The sequence below is a fragment of the Alkalihalobacillus sp. AL-G genome, assembly GCF_030643805.1.
GTDB lineage: Bacteria > Bacillota > Bacilli > Bacillales > Fictibacillaceae > Pseudalkalibacillus.
This window is the reverse complement of sequence record NZ_CP094656.1, coordinates 458,540-474,604: the sequence shown is the minus strand read 5'-3', so window position 1 is coordinate 474,604 and position 16,065 is coordinate 458,540. Positions and strand designations below refer to the sequence as shown.

The 16,065-nt window shown below is 35.7% G+C and carries 9 protein-coding genes and 2 pseudogenes; 1 reads left to right on the top strand and 10 read right to left on the bottom strand.

Features of this window, described 5'->3' with window-relative positions; translation table 11 throughout:
- Positions 1–133 precede the first annotated feature (133 nt).
- From MOJ78_RS02415 to MOJ78_RS02370, 10 genes and pseudogenes are all read right to left on the bottom strand, one after another.
- Positions 134–826: a response regulator transcription factor gene (locus tag MOJ78_RS02415; protein ID WP_304979634.1), complete on the bottom strand. Its 693-nt coding sequence runs from the start codon at positions 824–826 to the stop codon at positions 134–136.
- A gap of 258 nt (positions 827–1,084) precedes the next feature.
- Positions 1,085–2,647: a malate:quinone oxidoreductase gene (locus MOJ78_RS02410; RefSeq protein ID WP_304979633.1), complete on the bottom strand. Its 1,563-nt coding sequence runs from the start codon at positions 2,645–2,647 to the stop codon at positions 1,085–1,087.
- A 516-nt stretch (positions 2,648–3,163) separates the two neighbouring features.
- On the bottom strand, positions 3,164–4,606 hold the full coding sequence (locus MOJ78_RS02405; protein ID WP_304979632.1) for a PIN-like domain-containing protein: 1,443 nt from the start codon (positions 4,604–4,606) through the stop codon (positions 3,164–3,166).
- A gap of 437 nt (positions 4,607–5,043) precedes the next feature.
- Positions 5,044–6,582, bottom strand: a complete 1,539-nt coding sequence (locus MOJ78_RS02400; protein WP_304979631.1) for a gluzincin family metallopeptidase — start codon at positions 6,580–6,582, stop codon at positions 5,044–5,046.
- A gap of 435 nt (positions 6,583–7,017) precedes the next feature.
- Positions 7,018–8,691 carry an ATP-dependent nuclease gene (locus MOJ78_RS02395; RefSeq protein WP_304979630.1) on the bottom strand — a complete coding sequence of 558 codons (1,674 nt, stop codon included), beginning with the start codon at positions 8,689–8,691 and terminating at the stop codon, positions 7,018–7,020.
- Between the two features lie 392 nt (positions 8,692–9,083).
- Positions 9,084–9,572: a hypothetical protein gene (locus tag MOJ78_RS02390; protein ID WP_304979629.1), complete on the bottom strand. Its 489-nt coding sequence runs from the start codon at positions 9,570–9,572 to the stop codon at positions 9,084–9,086.
- Positions 9,573–9,696: 124 nt separating this feature from the next.
- Entirely contained in the window at positions 9,697–10,116 is a 420-nt protein-coding gene (locus tag MOJ78_RS02385; protein ID WP_304979628.1) for a hypothetical protein, read from the bottom strand.
- A 1,015-nt stretch (positions 10,117–11,131) separates the two neighbouring features.
- Positions 11,132–11,590 (bottom strand): hypothetical protein, encoded by a 459-nt coding sequence (locus tag MOJ78_RS02380; protein WP_304979627.1) that lies wholly within the window; start codon positions 11,588–11,590, stop codon positions 11,132–11,134.
- A 468-nt stretch (positions 11,591–12,058) separates the two neighbouring features.
- Positions 12,059–13,140: pseudogene (locus MOJ78_RS02375) on the bottom strand (IS110 family transposase); the annotation flags it as partial.
- 7 nt (positions 13,141–13,147) lie between these two features.
- Positions 13,148–13,894, bottom strand: coding sequence for a hypothetical protein (locus MOJ78_RS02370; RefSeq protein ID WP_304979626.1), 747 nt, complete (start codon positions 13,892–13,894; stop codon positions 13,148–13,150).
- Positions 13,895–14,369: 475 nt separating this feature from the next.
- Here MOJ78_RS02370 and MOJ78_RS02365 point away from each other — a divergent pair.
- Positions 14,370–15,923: pseudogene (locus tag MOJ78_RS02365) on the top strand (IS3 family transposase).
- The last annotated feature ends 142 nt before the right edge of the window (positions 15,924–16,065 follow it).

The window sequence follows — 16,065 nt, the reverse complement described above, 5'->3', positions numbered from 1 at the left end:
ATATCTTCAACAACCCGTTTGAATCTAAAGAGTTCAAGACTATCCATCCTTGAACTTCTATTTTCATTTTGAACACTCTTTTACTATAAGAAGGAAACCATAAGAAAGGCTTAAGATAAATCTTAAGAAAACCTTAAGTTTTAAGTCGGTACCCCATTCCCCAAATCGTTTCGATATACTCCTCATTCGGATTCGCTTTCGAGAGCTTACTTCTTAAATTGCTCATATGAACATTAATCGTATTATCATCCCCATAGAATTCCTCATTCCAAACACTCTCGAATAAATTGGCTTTTGTAAACACCTTCTTGGGGGAGGACATCAGCAGAAACAATACCTCATATTCACGCGCTGTTAATTTTAGCTCATTCCCATTCACAGACGCTTTTTTTGCATCTGTATCCATCACGAGATCTTTGTGGCGAACCTGATTGGCAATTGGCACATCCGCCATACGTCGATATCTTCGTAAGCAAGAATCGATTCTCGCAGAAACCTCTTCAATATCAAAAGGCTTTGTTATATAGTCATCCGCGCCTGCCCTTAAAGTATCGATCTTTGTTTGGGTTTCCAGCTTTGCAGAAATAATAACGACAGGAACATCACTCTTATCAGTCGCTTTCGTTAGAATTTCTTCGCCAGACATACCAGGAAGCATTAAATCAAGCAGGATCATATCCCATTTTTGATTTTCCAAATAAATGATCGCCTCAGTCCCAGAGTAAGCGGGCTTAGGCGTATAACCGTTTTTGCTGATAATATTGCAAAGCAGTCGATTAATATCTTCATCATCTTCAATTATTAAAATATTTACTGAATCATTCATCTTATTCATCCTCACAATTATTATCATTATCATTCATTGAAACAAGATCAATGTCAAGGAGTTGAATAATAATCCAGATCTGTTACGGATCTTAAAAATACTTATTGCTGGATTAAGAAATGGCTGACTACAGGAGGTTAGGAAGTAGTCAGCCATTGTTAATTCTATTAGTTTGTGATTGTTGTATTATTTTTCGCACTTAAATCTTTTGTTGCTTTAATTTTCCTGATTTAATCCCAATCCTATAAGTCAAAAGAATTAACTATGGACCAGTTCTTTTTCGCTTAGGCCAAGAACCTGCGCTGTTGAGGTATGAATTTCTTGGAATAGCTCTGGGTTGTCCACTAGTGACACGCCAAAAGATGGAATCATTTCCTTTATTTTCGGTTCCCACTCATTCATATGTTGCGGGAAGCACTTTTCTAATACCTCAAGCATGACGTGCACGGCAGTAGAAGCACCTGGAGAAGCGCCGAGCAATGCAGCGATCGAGCCATCATCGGAACTAACAACTTCTGTTCCAAATTGAAGGGTTCCTTTTCCGCCTGCCTCCGTATCTTTGATAATTTGCACACGTTGACCGGCTACCACGATTTCCCAATCCTCGCTTTTGGCGTTCGGAATAAACTCGCGTATTTCTTCCAAGCGCTGTTCCTTCGATAACATGACCTGCTGGATCAGGTATTTTGTCAATGCCATCTCTTTTGCGCCTGCCGCCAACATTGTGAAGACATTATCCGGTTTTACGCAGCCTATCAAATCAAAATTTGAACCCGTTTTCAAGAACTTTGGTGAGAAACCGGCAAACGGTCCAAATAGCAATGATTTTTTGTTATCGATATATCTTGTATCAAGATGCGGAACAGACATTGGAGGCGCACCAACCTTTGCTTTACCGTACACTTTTGCCTGATGCTGCGCCACGACTTCCGGATTGTTACATACCATGAATTGTCCGCTTACCGGGAATCCACCGATATGCTTTGATTCAGGGATACCCGTTTTTTGTAGTAAAGGCAGACTTCCGCCCCCTCCACCGATAAAGACGAATTTTGCCGTATGGTATTCAATTTTGCCGCTATCGATATCTTGCACGATCACTTGCCATGAGCCATCGCTAGTTCGTTTGATATCCTTGACACTATGTTTGTAGTTGACCTCAACGTTATTACTCTTTAAGTGGTCAAACAACATGCGTGTTAATGCACCAAAGTTGACATCCGTTCCAGAGTCGATCTTTGTTGCCGCTATCGGTTCATCTATTGTACGGCCTTCCATGATAAGTGGAATCCATTCCATCAGTTTTCCATGGTCATCTGAAAATTCCATACCCTTAAATAGGGGGTTGTTGGACAGTGCTTCCATACGTTTTTTCAAGAACGCTACATTTTCTTCCCCTTGTACGAAACTCATATGAGGTAATGGCATGATGAAGTCCTGCGGATTACGTATCAGATTTCTGTTTACAAGATAAGACCAAAACTGTCTTGAAAGCTGAAACTGCTCATTGATTTTGATCGCTTTGCTTATATCAATCGTTCCGTCCGATTTTTCGGTGGTATAGTTAAGCTCGCACAGTGCAGAATGGCCCGTACCCGCATTATTCCATTCGTTAGAGCTTTCTTCTCCTGCATTTGCGAGTTTCTCAAACACTTTGATTTCCCATTCAGGAGCTAACTCTTTCAGTAAAGACCCCAATGTCGCGCTCATGGCTCCGGCACCGATCAAGATAACGTCTGTTTTTTTCTGAATGTTACTCATGATATCCTTCCTTACCTCTATATTTTCAAAAAAGAGTATGTGCTCTTGCTTAGATGTCATAAAGAAAACTTGGCTAGCGCCAAGCCTTAGTGTAGGCGATCGCCCTAGTTGCACTTATACTTGGGACGTAAACTTTTCTCCAACGTCGGTCATTCTTCTTGCTGAAAAGTTATACTTTCCTAACGTGCAAAAAAGCAAGGCGCTATATAGGAACACGCCTTTTCTATCTCTATAATAATCATATCATATTCCAGTATCATTATTTATAGATTAATATAACTACTAAGGATTATTTTGTCAGCTAACCATGTCATATAATTGAATATGCACTAGAGAGGGATTGGACACGCGATTGGACTTGTGATTACGATAACATAGCTTCCATTAAATTAGCTTAAAGCCTCGGATTTGAAGAAGGAGAGGGTCATCCAATCTATATTATGAAGTAACGTACTTTAAGAATAAAAATAGTTGTTTAAGAAGTACTGGTAATGAAAAACCGCATGTTAATTATGATACGGTTCTCCGTGCTGTATCTAGATGAGGTTTTTACTTAATACTAAGATCTTTGTATTTTTAGGAGGAGCAATCCGTACAGAAACCATCACCTGCATCATTTGAATTACTTATCCCTTCTCCACATCCTGGACAAGTAGTATAAACATCTTTATCTATATATTCCTCGTCCTCATTATAATGGTCATCGTCACTTCCCCAAATATACTTCTCTTTATCAGTATAAGAACGAGTTACTGTAGTAACATCAGTAGGATTTTTTTTAAATTTATCAATAAAAATTACCTCATTATCCTCAAGCTTCCTTGTTAATTCAATACTCAATACTAACTCTGCATATATATCACCATAGGATATTATATTGGAATGATAAGATGTAGTTGGATAATCACATTCTGTAATTACATTTAGATAATAAATTACTTCATCATCCTCTACTTTAATGCCATTTGTCTCTATAGTAATATTTTCAATATAAGGATGAGAAATATCCCCTAAGTATTTAACATGTTGGCGTTCTGAACTGTTTGACCTTTGTAGAGCTTTTCTTACTATATCATTAACACCAATCTCCCTTATTTTTTCTTCTATTATCTTTTTAAAAGAATCAGTTGGTAATCTCTTAACTAAATTATTCAGTCGAAGTTCTAATAAGAAATCTCTATCAGATTGGTCTGTTGAGTCAGATATTTCCTCTATAAAGTTTTCAAAGGGAATAATTATTATTTCTTTGTCTGAATTAAAATGGTTAAATTCCGAAATTAATTCATTTCTTGGATTTATAACTTCTTTTTGATCATTCTTATGAAACCAATCTGGCTTTGTATCACTCGTGACAAATACAATGTATTTGTCATCCACTAATTCAGGTAATTTTTTAAATATTTGTTTCCATACTATTAAATCGCCGAACTTGTCTATCCCCTCTTTATTTTTGGCATCTTCATACCCTGGGGGTAAGCTATATCTATACCTTGTCTCTCCTTCTTTTAGGACCTCTAGTAGTTCCACAAGATTAAATTCATCGCCAACTTTTTCACTTTCTAAAAGCATGTCTAAATAACTATCTGTTTCCTCAATAAATTCTTTATAGACTCCAGTTTCTTCAGCAATTTTATTTTTATAATCTTTAATAATTGTATTCATTTCATCAAACTTAGTTTCAAGTTGACTTTTTAAATCAGTGAATTTTGAGAACCTCTTCTTTTCATATTCAGAGAACTGTACTAATAGTTCGTCTCTTTTAATATCCACTTGTCTGATTAATTTTTTATCTAAATTTTTATATAAGTTAAGACTTCTAACCTTTTCTTTATTTTTATAAAACTCTTTTTTAACTTGTGCCGGAAGCCATGCTTTATCCTCGTATTTTTTTATGTAATTTAATATCCTTTTACTACTTACCAATGAGTATCTATAAACATTTAATAAAGCACTACTGTCAAACACAATTACTGAATCATCAATTATATCAATAATACTAGGGTACCATTTACCGCTCATATTAAATCTACCTCCTCTAAATATAATAAAGCTTGACCTTATTTTAATAAGAATCAAGCTGTTAGACTTACTATAGTAGCTTGTCAGGATTTATTAACCGAATTTTATTATTCTTCTAGATTTTTCACATTATCTCCTCCCCAAAAAACTTAGTACAATTTTATCACACAATATGAATCTTTTTAGCTTGAAAAAGGAAATTTATAGAAGAATAGCGCCAACATTTTTTAGTACCGCTCTTCTACCGCTATCTAATTCAAATAACTCATTTACTTATGATACGGTTCTCCGCACAATAGTAACATCCGGTTATTATGGACCTTTAATCATGTTTTACATTAAGATTTTTCTCAAGAGGATTCTATCATCTATTATGGTATACCATAGTATCCTGATGGTGGATTTATAGAGTTATTAAAAACTTAATACCATTAAATTCACCCTTGAGGTTTTTCAGCTAATGTATTTGCTAAGTATTCAAAAGTATGAGGTTCGTCACAAAGTCGTTCTACTCTTTCTTGCCAAGAATAACGTTGATTCGGTTCTATATATTTTTCAAGAATTTCATGAAAAACTTCTGTATTTCCGTATAGACTCCCGATCATAAACTTGTTTCGAATCATGTCTCTAATAGCTAATGCGAAGTTATAGTCTTGAAAAAAAGCTGGATTTTCAACATAAAACATTTCACTAGCTGGGTGGAATGTTTCTCCCGATTCACCAAAAACATGCTTATAACACTCATTTGCTACTTTCTGAAAACTTTGTTCAGGCTTACTATATAATTCATATTCTACTAAGCTATAATAGTAATTTATTTTTACCATATTTACATTCATCAAATGATTTAATTCTTCAATCTTAGAATAGTTATCACCTTGGTAATCGAAATGTTTTGTAAGGAACTCTTCATTAGTAATGGTTGTTTGGAATAACTCAGCTACTCCCTCAGCAGCTATACTCGAATGAAAACGGTATAACTCTGGATATTTGTAAGAGCTGTAATGACCGTCGATTGCATGACCCAACTCATGTATCCCTGATAAAAATGCAGAAAAGGAATTTCTTTTATTTACAACTAGTTTTATATCGTTTGGGTTTATATTAATGCAAAAACCGCCATAAGGAATCTCAAGGTTCTCAACTTCTATAGGGAGTTGACTCATATCTATACCTAGATTATTCACTACGTCCCCTAATACTTCTTTCATCCGACTAGATTTAAATATATTGCTATCCATTTGGTGAAAATTAAAGGTTGAAAAATATTGGTCGTAATAATCAATTGTTTGCAAACCGAACTTTTCCTTAATTCGATTATTCCAATAGCTTGAGGAATCGGCTATTTTTTCTAATAGAGTGTTCATTTCGTTTAAATAGGTATCTATATTAATTTCTTTCAAACTACATCTAAAATAATAATAGTTTATGTATCCTAATTCCCTAGCCAGCTTATTACGTTTTTGAATTAATGATCTGAATAAATCCTCATTTTTTTCACCTATTATTTTAGATTCTTTGAAAAGTTGCTTACGAAGTTCACGATCTGGATTTTCCATGATATTTGAGTGAACCGTACCAAGATTATATTCTTTGCCGTTTACATTAATTATGCTAGCCAAAAGGTTGCCTTGTAACTGTTGTTGAATTTCAACCAACTCTATTTGGCTGTCAATGGCTTCTTGCTTCATCTTAGATAAGAACACTTTCAGCCTTCTATGCCAAACTGGGTCATCATTAAACTTTTTTTTCCAGGAAATCAGGGTTGCTTCTAGTTGCTCGTTTGTCATCAACTTATGCTTAGTATTTAGGATCTCTTCAAGTCTTTTATTTTGTTTTCCTTGAGCATACATAAGATAATACAATTTCTCTTCTTCTTGATATAACTTATCAAGCTTTTCAATTTCCGTAGTATATGCTTTTTTCCAATCAACAATATTATTTATTTGATTTAATCGTTCAAAATTCAGGTCCAAAATTACACCCCATTAGAAGAATAATCAGAAAACTTACTCTTATTATAACCTAATAAAATTAACATTGTTTGGAGGCAAAAAATAGCATTGGGTTTTGTTCCAATGCTATTTTAATCCGTTGGCATAAATCAACTATTTTATTTTAATTTTAGGAACGCACAGCACTCCACATGGCTTGAATAGTGATCGCCATTATTTCAAGGTTAACTGCGACACACACTCAACGTGGCTTGAGTGTGTGTCGCAGACTTATTGATGTAGTGGTGTTTACCTTTGGTATTTTCGCTGAATTCTTTTCACAATCGCACCGGCTTGTTAAATATACTTTTTCTATTGAATAATATCGTTGTACTGCGCAGCTCATGGCTTAGTTTTTTATTATTCTTTATTAAAATGAGGGCTCGTTTGAGGAAGAAGTAATCTATCTTCAAACACTTATGTACTAGGAATTCCTTTCCTATTGGGATTTAAAAGCCAATCCCCTATGGATTCAAGGAATTTCCATACATCTCTCTCAGTAGGTTTTAAATATTCGTCTAAATCTGGATTTTCTCCCATTTTTTCAAATACCTCAATTAACCATTTTGAACCATGACCAGTAACTTCTAATTCACTTAGCCAACTTTCCAATTCTCCATTTTTTATTACAAACAAGCCATATTCCTTTAGTTGATTTAATAGGTTATCTGCACCTTCACGATCGTCTCTTGGTAATGCCGAAATACCACCTTTGGTTTTCATATTTATATTTAATTCATTAAATCTCCTATTTACTAAATTTCTAAGATTACCCAAAGATTCATGGGATATGTCTGGTACGAATCCCCCTATCAGGAAATTTGTCCAAACAGAACCACCCTCTTTCAACACATCTATGTCAACTATAGTAGCTGCTGGTATACCTAATTCTCTTAGTGGTTTAATGATTTGATGAACTGTCTGTTTATTTTGAGCATTTATAAATAGGCAATTTGGGATACCCAATCCATCGGTATACTTTAATAATCTTTCATTTATCTCTTGATAAAAAGCCCTATCTGAATCTGATTCTGTTACAATAAGCGATTCATAAAAAATACCTTCAATTACACCAGTAGATCTTAACAATGGATTTCTCATTAATTTCAAAATACTATCACTTGGAAGAAGTCTAGCGGTTGGTACACCATGTAAATATGTCAGCCTAACAATATTTACTGGGACCCCAGATTGAATACACCCCATAATAAAATTAGCACTATGAGTTGCAACAAAAATATTTTTATTTGAATTTGCTGCAGATAATGATATTTCTTTGCCTAATTTAAAAGATAATGAAGGATGTAAAAAGGCTTCTGGTTCATCGATCATCAAGGCTAGTGGATCGCCCGCTACTATTTGGGTAATTATTCCAGTAAATGCTTTAACTCCATCACTAAGATTTTTTATATCATCCCCTCGTGAGTGGAATTCTACAGCTTCTTTATGTATACCTCTTTCCAGCATATCACTCTCTGGTTCTATATCAGAAAATTTCATTTTTAAAGTACCTAAATTAGTCGGATCAATTACAAAATACCTTTTAAAAGCATCGTATAATATTCTTCTAACTTCTTTTCTTCTTTCATCATCCCTAAATAGTAAACTTAAACTATTTTGAGGGGGAGTTTGTAAATCGCCAGCTTGTTGATCTTTGATTAATTGCATCCTATTCTGTCCATCTAAAAATAACGAGTTAAATCGTAAGAATGTCCTACAAAAATCTTGTTTCCGTCTGTTTGAATCATTAAATATATTTAAAAAATCTTGTTCATTAACCTGGACTTTATCTGAAAAGTTACCTATTATCACATTTCCTGGTGGAATTGTCTGTTGTGGTGTTGGTTTTTGTAGTAATTGAGACAATGCCTTTTTTCCAAATTCCTCATCTGTTTGCGTAAATTCTACATCTTCCAGAATCACATCATTTGTACTGATGCGCCCTTCTCTACAAAAATTGAATATTTCTCTTAAAAGCTTAGATTTTCCAGAGTTGTTTGGACCTACAAAAACTGTAACTGGGGTTGTAGAAATCTCTAGATTTTCACTTTCTGAAGTAGCACCAAATTTTAAACTTAATTTAGTTATCATATTATACTCCTTTATATATATAATCCTTATTTTAACATATATATCCAGGCATAATTACCTAACGACTCCTTATATATTCAATATCTTTGTTTAATAATCTGGCCCGACCGTCAAAATCAAACACATATATAAAGATTCTTTACTTGAAGTACATTCTTTCAAAAGAAGATACTTGTTGCGCGGTATCGGTCAAATATGAAAAGACGATCACTTTAAAAGCGATCGTCTCTTGATGATTAATATATAACCATTATTGTTGTACTGTGCAGAAAATGAATCTGTTGTTTTCACATCTACTTATTCAACATTTTCGCCCTATTATGGATAGATAAATTATATTTGTCTTATTGAAGTTAAGCATCCCGTTAGCACAACAAGATTTTTTACAAAATTTACTCTAATTTCTGGATTGCTTTAAGAACTGTTTCCCTATTTTTTGCAGCCTTCATCCAGAAAGGTAGTTTACTTTCTACACTAAGATAATAAGCACCGTTTTCTCTAAGTTCAGCTTCAACATAGTTCCTAAGGTATTGCAGATGTTCATGATTATACGCCCATAAAGTATGACCACAACAGGGAATTTGTAAGTAAAGTGGAAACCCAAAATACCAATCAAATGCCCCGCCAATGTTAATGAAACCGTCATTCCATGTTGGTCCGTAAGAAATCACAGTTTGATTAAAACAGTTCTTCTTAGGCTGATAATCCTTAGTCAACCCACAGTTTAAACAAAGAAACCTCTTTGTTATTCCAGTTATATAAGGCGAGTGTTCACCAAGAGAAATAACTTTTGATTTCCCACTACAATTCGGGCATTTAACAAGGAACTCATATCCAAAACTTTCTAACATTTGGTGCTTGTTTTCAAAACGCTTCTTCATAACAAATTTTCCTTTCCAATCTGCACAGTGTATAGCATCCCGTTAGTGATAGCACTGTTCTGCTATTCCACCCCGTTTAACACAACAAGAAATGAGCTTCTATTAGCTAGTTTTGTTGAATAAATCAACTGTGTAAGGATAAAAATTCTTTGGCTAAAGAACTCACCTGATTACTCACATTAGGAGAATTAAGAACATTTTGTAATACATTTAAATAGTATTTCTTTTGCTCTCCCTGACTACCATTAATTATTCGATTCAGCATCCACAAAGTGTGCGAAGTTGGATACCTCTGTATTGATTGAACCAACTTTTCTTCATAAAAATTTCCGTGGAATTGTTCAACAAAGTGGACTAGTGGACCTGGTGAACCAAAATCAACTTCTGGATTCTGTTCTACCAGCTTAAGAATAGGCTCAATAGCATCAAAAGCATTTTCATAACTCTCTATTTCTTCCGTAACATCATAAGCAATATCGATAAAGTCTTCTTTAATAACTGAATTTTTTAGAATTTCTAATTGTTTATTTAATTTTCCTTCCATAATAAGCACCTCTGCATAAATGAATTAAGGTCAATTCTAACGCCTTTCTTCTTCCATTAATCTGCCCAAGTCATGAACATAAAACAAATGATCAGCCATCGCTGATTATAATGCCTGTTGCATTTTCGTTAGCAATAGGTAAGCGTTTGAAGTTATCTCCAGCTTTTCCCCTGCTCCACACCGAACGTGCTAGTTTCCCAGCATCCAGCGCTCCATCTATCGATATGTACTAGACTATAAGTCCCTCGTTACCTTTAGACAGGAAGTATCTTATGATTCCTACTAAAAGCTCGCACTGTGGCATTCCTCCTACTGGAGCAATGTTCCCACGTTCCTACCCGATCGGTGCGATGAACGCCTGGAAAATAATCATTCCACTTCGCTAGACTTGGGGCTGTTCCTCCACTCCCATTACAAGAGATTCTTAGGTCATACCCCTACCCTTACAAGAATAAATGCCTTTCAGAATAATTCTTTATAGCAACCGTTTCGGATGACAGTCCTTATTTCAACGTCCCTTGCTTTCCAAGTCCCTTACAACGTAGCTATCCATTCTAGAATTAGGTGCTTCCTATAAGCCTGTGAGCTGGATACCGCCTTTGTTCTGTATAGCGTGTTTCAGAGGGGGCACTATTACTCCACGCCACGCACTTCATCGTTGGATGACACACAAGTTTCCCCATGTTCAAAATCTAGACCTGTACATTCGGAAGTTCGTCAGTTCCCTTCTCAAAGAACATTCTCACCATATCTAGTTTTTCAGCCGTGCGGCATATCCGTCGGCATACCTTACTGGCTTCAGCCTTCGTTCTGCCGAATCCACCTGTGCTTCACACCCTATAACCTGTCAGTTATAACGCATGCAGGAGTATTGACGGGATGGTTTCAGGAAACATGGTTCCATCATTTCCATCCTCCGTTGTAAAGTTGAAGTCTAATGTATTAAACTTCCTGTATTTTCGCGCAGCAATGCGCTTATTACAGAACTTGTCGCGCGCCCCCTTTAGCTTAATAACTAAGTCCAATCATTTAATGTCCATCCGTGTTCCATTCTTTCCTTCAGCAATGTATCATTCCAAGTTCCCCAAGGTGATAATTGCTTTTGTTCGTTAGTCAATTCTTGAACTTTTTCCCTTGCCAAAGTCTCATAATCAATAATATGCCAACCAACAAATTCACCTTTTATAGTATGCTTACTTCTAAATTTCTTTGGTAAAACAAAATCTCTAGGTACTTCATAATTCCCCTTTATTCTTACTACCTTTTGTTCTAAAGCTGAACCTAAAGGAAAATGAACTAAATACATCTCTTTTTCCTTAACTAATTCACTTTCGAAAATATGACTTTCCTCATATAAGTTGGGTAATAAACGGATTAACTGTCCCATCATTTCATCTTTATGAACATATTGAAAATAACCTTTTCCTTTCGTTGTTGTTATTTCAAATACATCACCGATTTTTAACCTTGCCATTTTATTATCAATCCTTAAAGTTTTAATTGAAATTTAACACACAGCTTGTTCCAATAAACTCCCTCTAAAGAAAGGGTAATCTTTCGATTTCTCTAGTTTTCTTAAGTTTTTATAGTGGTTCATTATTAATAATGGCTTGAATCATGGAATTATGTTGAATTAATGGGTGTTTTTGGAGTTTGAGAGTAAAAAAAGCTTATCCACTCAACCACTTCCTTCCAAAAAGTGGGTAATTAGCGAAAATATGATCGCACATGTGGATCTCCACAAATCTCATGGAGGTCAACCCTCCCATGTCTCACAGAGTCTCTGCTCCAATATTACTTCGTTCAACCTTTCCATGAGGTGGATGTCAGCTATGCTAACCGACAGGATCATTGTCCGTACTTTTGTTGGTTTGCCTGACTAATCCGTGCTTCAAGTGTCTTAATAAAGAACTAAATAACTTACTAAATAAACTAGCGTAATTTATGCTACTTCCTGTGATAATGCCATATGAGGAATATCGCTTAACATTCTTTCCTCACTAAATTCAAACTTCTTTTTACCGATAGCGAACAATATACGAATTAACTTGTTGCACAAAGCAATCATGAATTGCATCTTCTTCAATGGATTATTGGGCCGAGTTGTATAATACTCATGTAAGGCTGTAAAAGCTGAATTCTTAGCGACAAGGGGCATGGCTACTTTAAACAAAAGGGCTCTCAATTTTTTTCTGCCTCTCTTTGTAATCTTTGTCTGACCCTTGTGCTTCCCTGATGTATTTTCCTTTAGGTTAAGACCAGCTAGTTTGATAATCTGTCGGGGATGAGTGTATTGGCTGAGGTCTCCGACCTCCGAGAAGAAGCCTATGATCGTGTCCCTACCAATACCTGTGATCCCCAACATTTGTTCAACACCTGGAACCTGTTCAAGAAGATTGTCCATTTTAGACTCGAGATCTTCGAATTTCGTTTGTATGAACTCATACTTTTCTAAAAGAGTCTTCAGTTCTAATTTCGCCATATCTGAACCCTGACGAATACCAATCGAAAGATTGGCCACTTGTTTCAATTCTTGCATCTTCGCTAGACCTACTCCACGTTTTACAGTTTGCCTTAGGTGGGTTAATAACTCTTGATCAGAGAGTCTCACCAACTCATGTGGTAGTAGGTACAGTTTCAATATTTGGAGTGATGCTTTTCCTTCCCAGTTTTTAAAGACGGTCAAAAGCTCAGGGAAATAACGATCAATCCAGTTGTGAATTTTCCTTGAACCGATTGAAGATCAACAGATAAGAGATCGCGAATTTTTCTAGCACCACGGAGTTCCGCATAGACACCTTCTGGAATAGTCGGTTCAGCGTATCTCCCATCTTTCACTAACTGTGCAATGACCTTCGCATCTTTGACATCATTCTTTGTTGGTGAGTTATCATCTAACTCTTTCGCTTTCTTTACATGTAAAGGATTTACGACAACAAATTTGATTCCCTGTTCTTTTAAAAAATGGGCTAAATTAAGCCAGTAATGACCAGTGGGCTCCATCCCAATAATCACTTGATCCATTTGATGATTAACGATGAGTTTTTGCATCCAGTCTAAAAGACATGACTACTTCTTCTTTGAGTTCATCGGGGAAAGCTGTAGGGTTTTCTCCCTTCAATAAGAGTTCAGGATAGGTGAATCCAAATGGATTTAATCTTTTCCACGCCCCAACATGTCTACGCCATTCAAAGAAACGGATGTATTTCTTGTCTGACAATTGCACCCCTAGTAAAAAGACCAATGGGATGTGAGCAATGCCTTCGTATGCCTTAATCTTCTTATTGTAAACTTCACTATACTTATCGAATTCCTTTTTTGCCTCAAATTGTTTTTGGAGTGCTGCTAATACGTTCTCTTTGGATATCTCCTTCATTTCTGCTATTTGATTTAAATAGATAGATTGAGAATCCAGATATTCTTTGCTGTGGTCGGCTACGTACAGGGAAGAATGCTTAAGGATGATGAGTTCTGTATTCTGTGCCTCTTTAGCATGTTTCCAAGATAGATAGATTGAAAAGGCTACCAAAGCAAACCCAGCCATCTCTAGCCAAATACTTGAGCTCGGGAATAAGGGCAACCCCATACCAGAAACGCTTCTATCGTTATATATTCCTATAAAATAATTAATGAGAAGCGTTTTAAAATCAGTTAATAAGAAAATACCAAGAGCCAGAGGGACTGTCCGCTGTTTTCTTTTTCTGTAGTAGCTAACCCAATGCTTAGCTATCAGAATGACTTCGTATACCCATATCTTTGTCAAATCTTCTTTTCTCATAGAGTTCCTGCTTTCTTAGTATTAGTATGTTTGATCATATCAAATTTTCACAATTTTTGTAATAAATCACATTCAGAAATTGAGACTGTTGTTAAATATTGTTTCTATCTTCAGACCGAAGTTTGTGTTTACGCAGGGAAAAAACCCCTTTTTAAAGGGGCTTTGCTGGTGGAACTATTACTTTCCGAATATGGTAGCTTTTAGTATGTTGCACAGTAAGAGTCTACTACGTAATAAAAGAGTTGTTTCACAATCTAGACCGTTTGCTTAAGACAATTTTTGTCTACAATCTTGTTCAGATAATCGAATTTATATGAACACCAAAAAAATAGTGACTTTTCTTAAAAGCTACTTCGACAAATTATTGTAAAATTCCTCCAAAAATACAAGAAAGAGATATCCCTATGTGATATGCTCCCCCTTAGGTAGACAGATTAAAAAATAAAAATCTGTTTTACCTTAGGGGGAGCTTTTTATGTCTAATAAACGGTATTCCAAAGAGTTCAAGTATGAGGTTTTGCTTGCCTATGAAAATCGAGAGGAGTCCATTCTAGAGCTCTGTTCGAGGTTTCAAATTACCAAAACATCATTGAAGAAATGGATTAAGCAATATGGGAAAAATGGAATAGAGGGTTTAGAAAAATCAAAATCATGGAAACGATATTCTAAATTACTTAAAGAAGCAGCTGTGAGCGAATATCTGTCAGGTACATATTCTCAAAATGAGATTGTTCAGAGGTATGAAATCTCAAGTACATCCGTTCTCCATCGATGGATTTACCAGTATACTAGTCTTAGGGAATTAAGAGATGCGTCTAAAGAAAGGACGAGCTCTATGACTAAGGGAAAAAAGACGACGTGGGAAGAACGCATACAAATTGCTTTATACTGCTTGGAGAATGGGAAAGATTATCACAAGACGGCAGAAGTGTATGACGTCTCCTATCAGCAAGTATACCAATGGGTGAAGAAGTATGCGGATGGCGGAGAAGAAGCCCTTAAGGACAAACGAGGTAGGAATAAGGGAGAAGCTGAACTTTCACCAGAAGAAAAAGTGAAATTAGAGATGAAGAAACTTGAAAGAGAAAATGAACGGTTACGCGCAGAAAACTTATTCTTAAAAAAGTTAGAGGAGATCGAAAGGAGGCAAAATTAAGTCAAATACGATTGGAAGATAAATATGTCGCTATTCAGGAGCTTCATGAGGCAGAGGGCTTTGTCCTTACCCTACTCTGTGAGATAGCAGGGATTGCCCGATCTGCTTACTATAAATGGTTGAATCGAATTCCTTCCACCCGGGAACTACAAAACGAAAAAATAGTCACAGAGATGAGATCCCTGCATGAGAAAGTAGATGGCATCTACCGTTATCGTCGAATGACGTTAAATATGAATCGAACGTTCGGTCAGACTTTTAACCACAAGCGAATTTATCGACTGATGAAGATTTGCGGAATACAATCTGTCATTCGGAAAAAAAGAAAACGGTATAAACACTCTACGCCACAACATATCACAGAGAATGTACTAAACCGTGAATTCATTGCAAATAACCCAAATGAAAAATGGGTAACAGATGTAACAGAATTTAAATATGGTACAACCAAGAAGGCGTATTTGAGTGCCATTCTTGATCTATATAATGGATGCATTGTTAGCTATGTTCTAGGACATTCCAATAATCACCTTGTATTCAAGACCTTGGACCAAGCCACAGAAATATTCGGTGAAGACCATCCACTTATTCATAGTGACCGTGGGTTCCAGTACACTTCTCATGGATTTAGACGAAGGATCGTCAAAGCAGAAATGACACATAATGTCACTTGTGGGTAAATGTATTGATAATGGACCGATGGAATCATTTTGGGGAGTACTCAAATGTGAGAAGTATTATTTACATAAATATGAAACATTTGAAGGCCTTTCTTTTGCGGTGGATGAGTACATACAATTTTATAACCAGGAAAGATACCAAAAACGACTAAACGGCCTCAGCCCTTTGGAATATAGGGCTAAAGCCGCTTAAATCATTTTTATTACTTGACAGGGGGCAGTTCAATGTCGTTGATATCTCTTTAAATTTTTATTAGTTTTAATGATTCTAAGTTTATTCTATAAACGTGCCTGATTGTTTTATAAATTCATGCCTTTTTAATAAATTGTAGCGT

Excerpts from the sequence above, each read along its gene's own strand:
- MOJ78_RS02415 (WP_304979634.1), bottom strand. The coding sequence starts at position 826 with ATGAATGATTCAGTAAATATTTTAATAATTGAAGATGATGAAGATATT.
- MOJ78_RS02410 (WP_304979633.1), bottom strand. The coding sequence starts at position 2,647 with ATGACATCTAAGCAAGAGCACATACTCTTTTTTGAAAATATAGAGGTA.
- MOJ78_RS02405 (WP_304979632.1), bottom strand. The coding sequence starts at position 4,606 with ATGAGCGGTAAATGGTACCCTAGTATTATTGATATAATTGATGATTCA.
- MOJ78_RS02395 (WP_304979630.1), bottom strand. The coding sequence starts at position 8,691 with ATGATAACTAAATTAAGTTTAAAATTTGGTGCTACTTCAGAAAGTGAA.
- MOJ78_RS02390 (WP_304979629.1), bottom strand. The coding sequence starts at position 9,572 with ATGAAGAAGCGTTTTGAAAACAAGCACCAAATGTTAGAAAGTTTTGGA.
- MOJ78_RS02385 (WP_304979628.1), bottom strand. The coding sequence starts at position 10,116 with ATGGAAGGAAAATTAAATAAACAATTAGAAATTCTAAAAAATTCAGTT.
- MOJ78_RS02380 (WP_304979627.1), bottom strand. The coding sequence starts at position 11,590 with ATGGCAAGGTTAAAAATCGGTGATGTATTTGAAATAACAACAACGAAA.
- MOJ78_RS02370 (WP_304979626.1), bottom strand. The coding sequence starts at position 13,894 with ATGAGAAAAGAAGATTTGACAAAGATATGGGTATACGAAGTCATTCTG.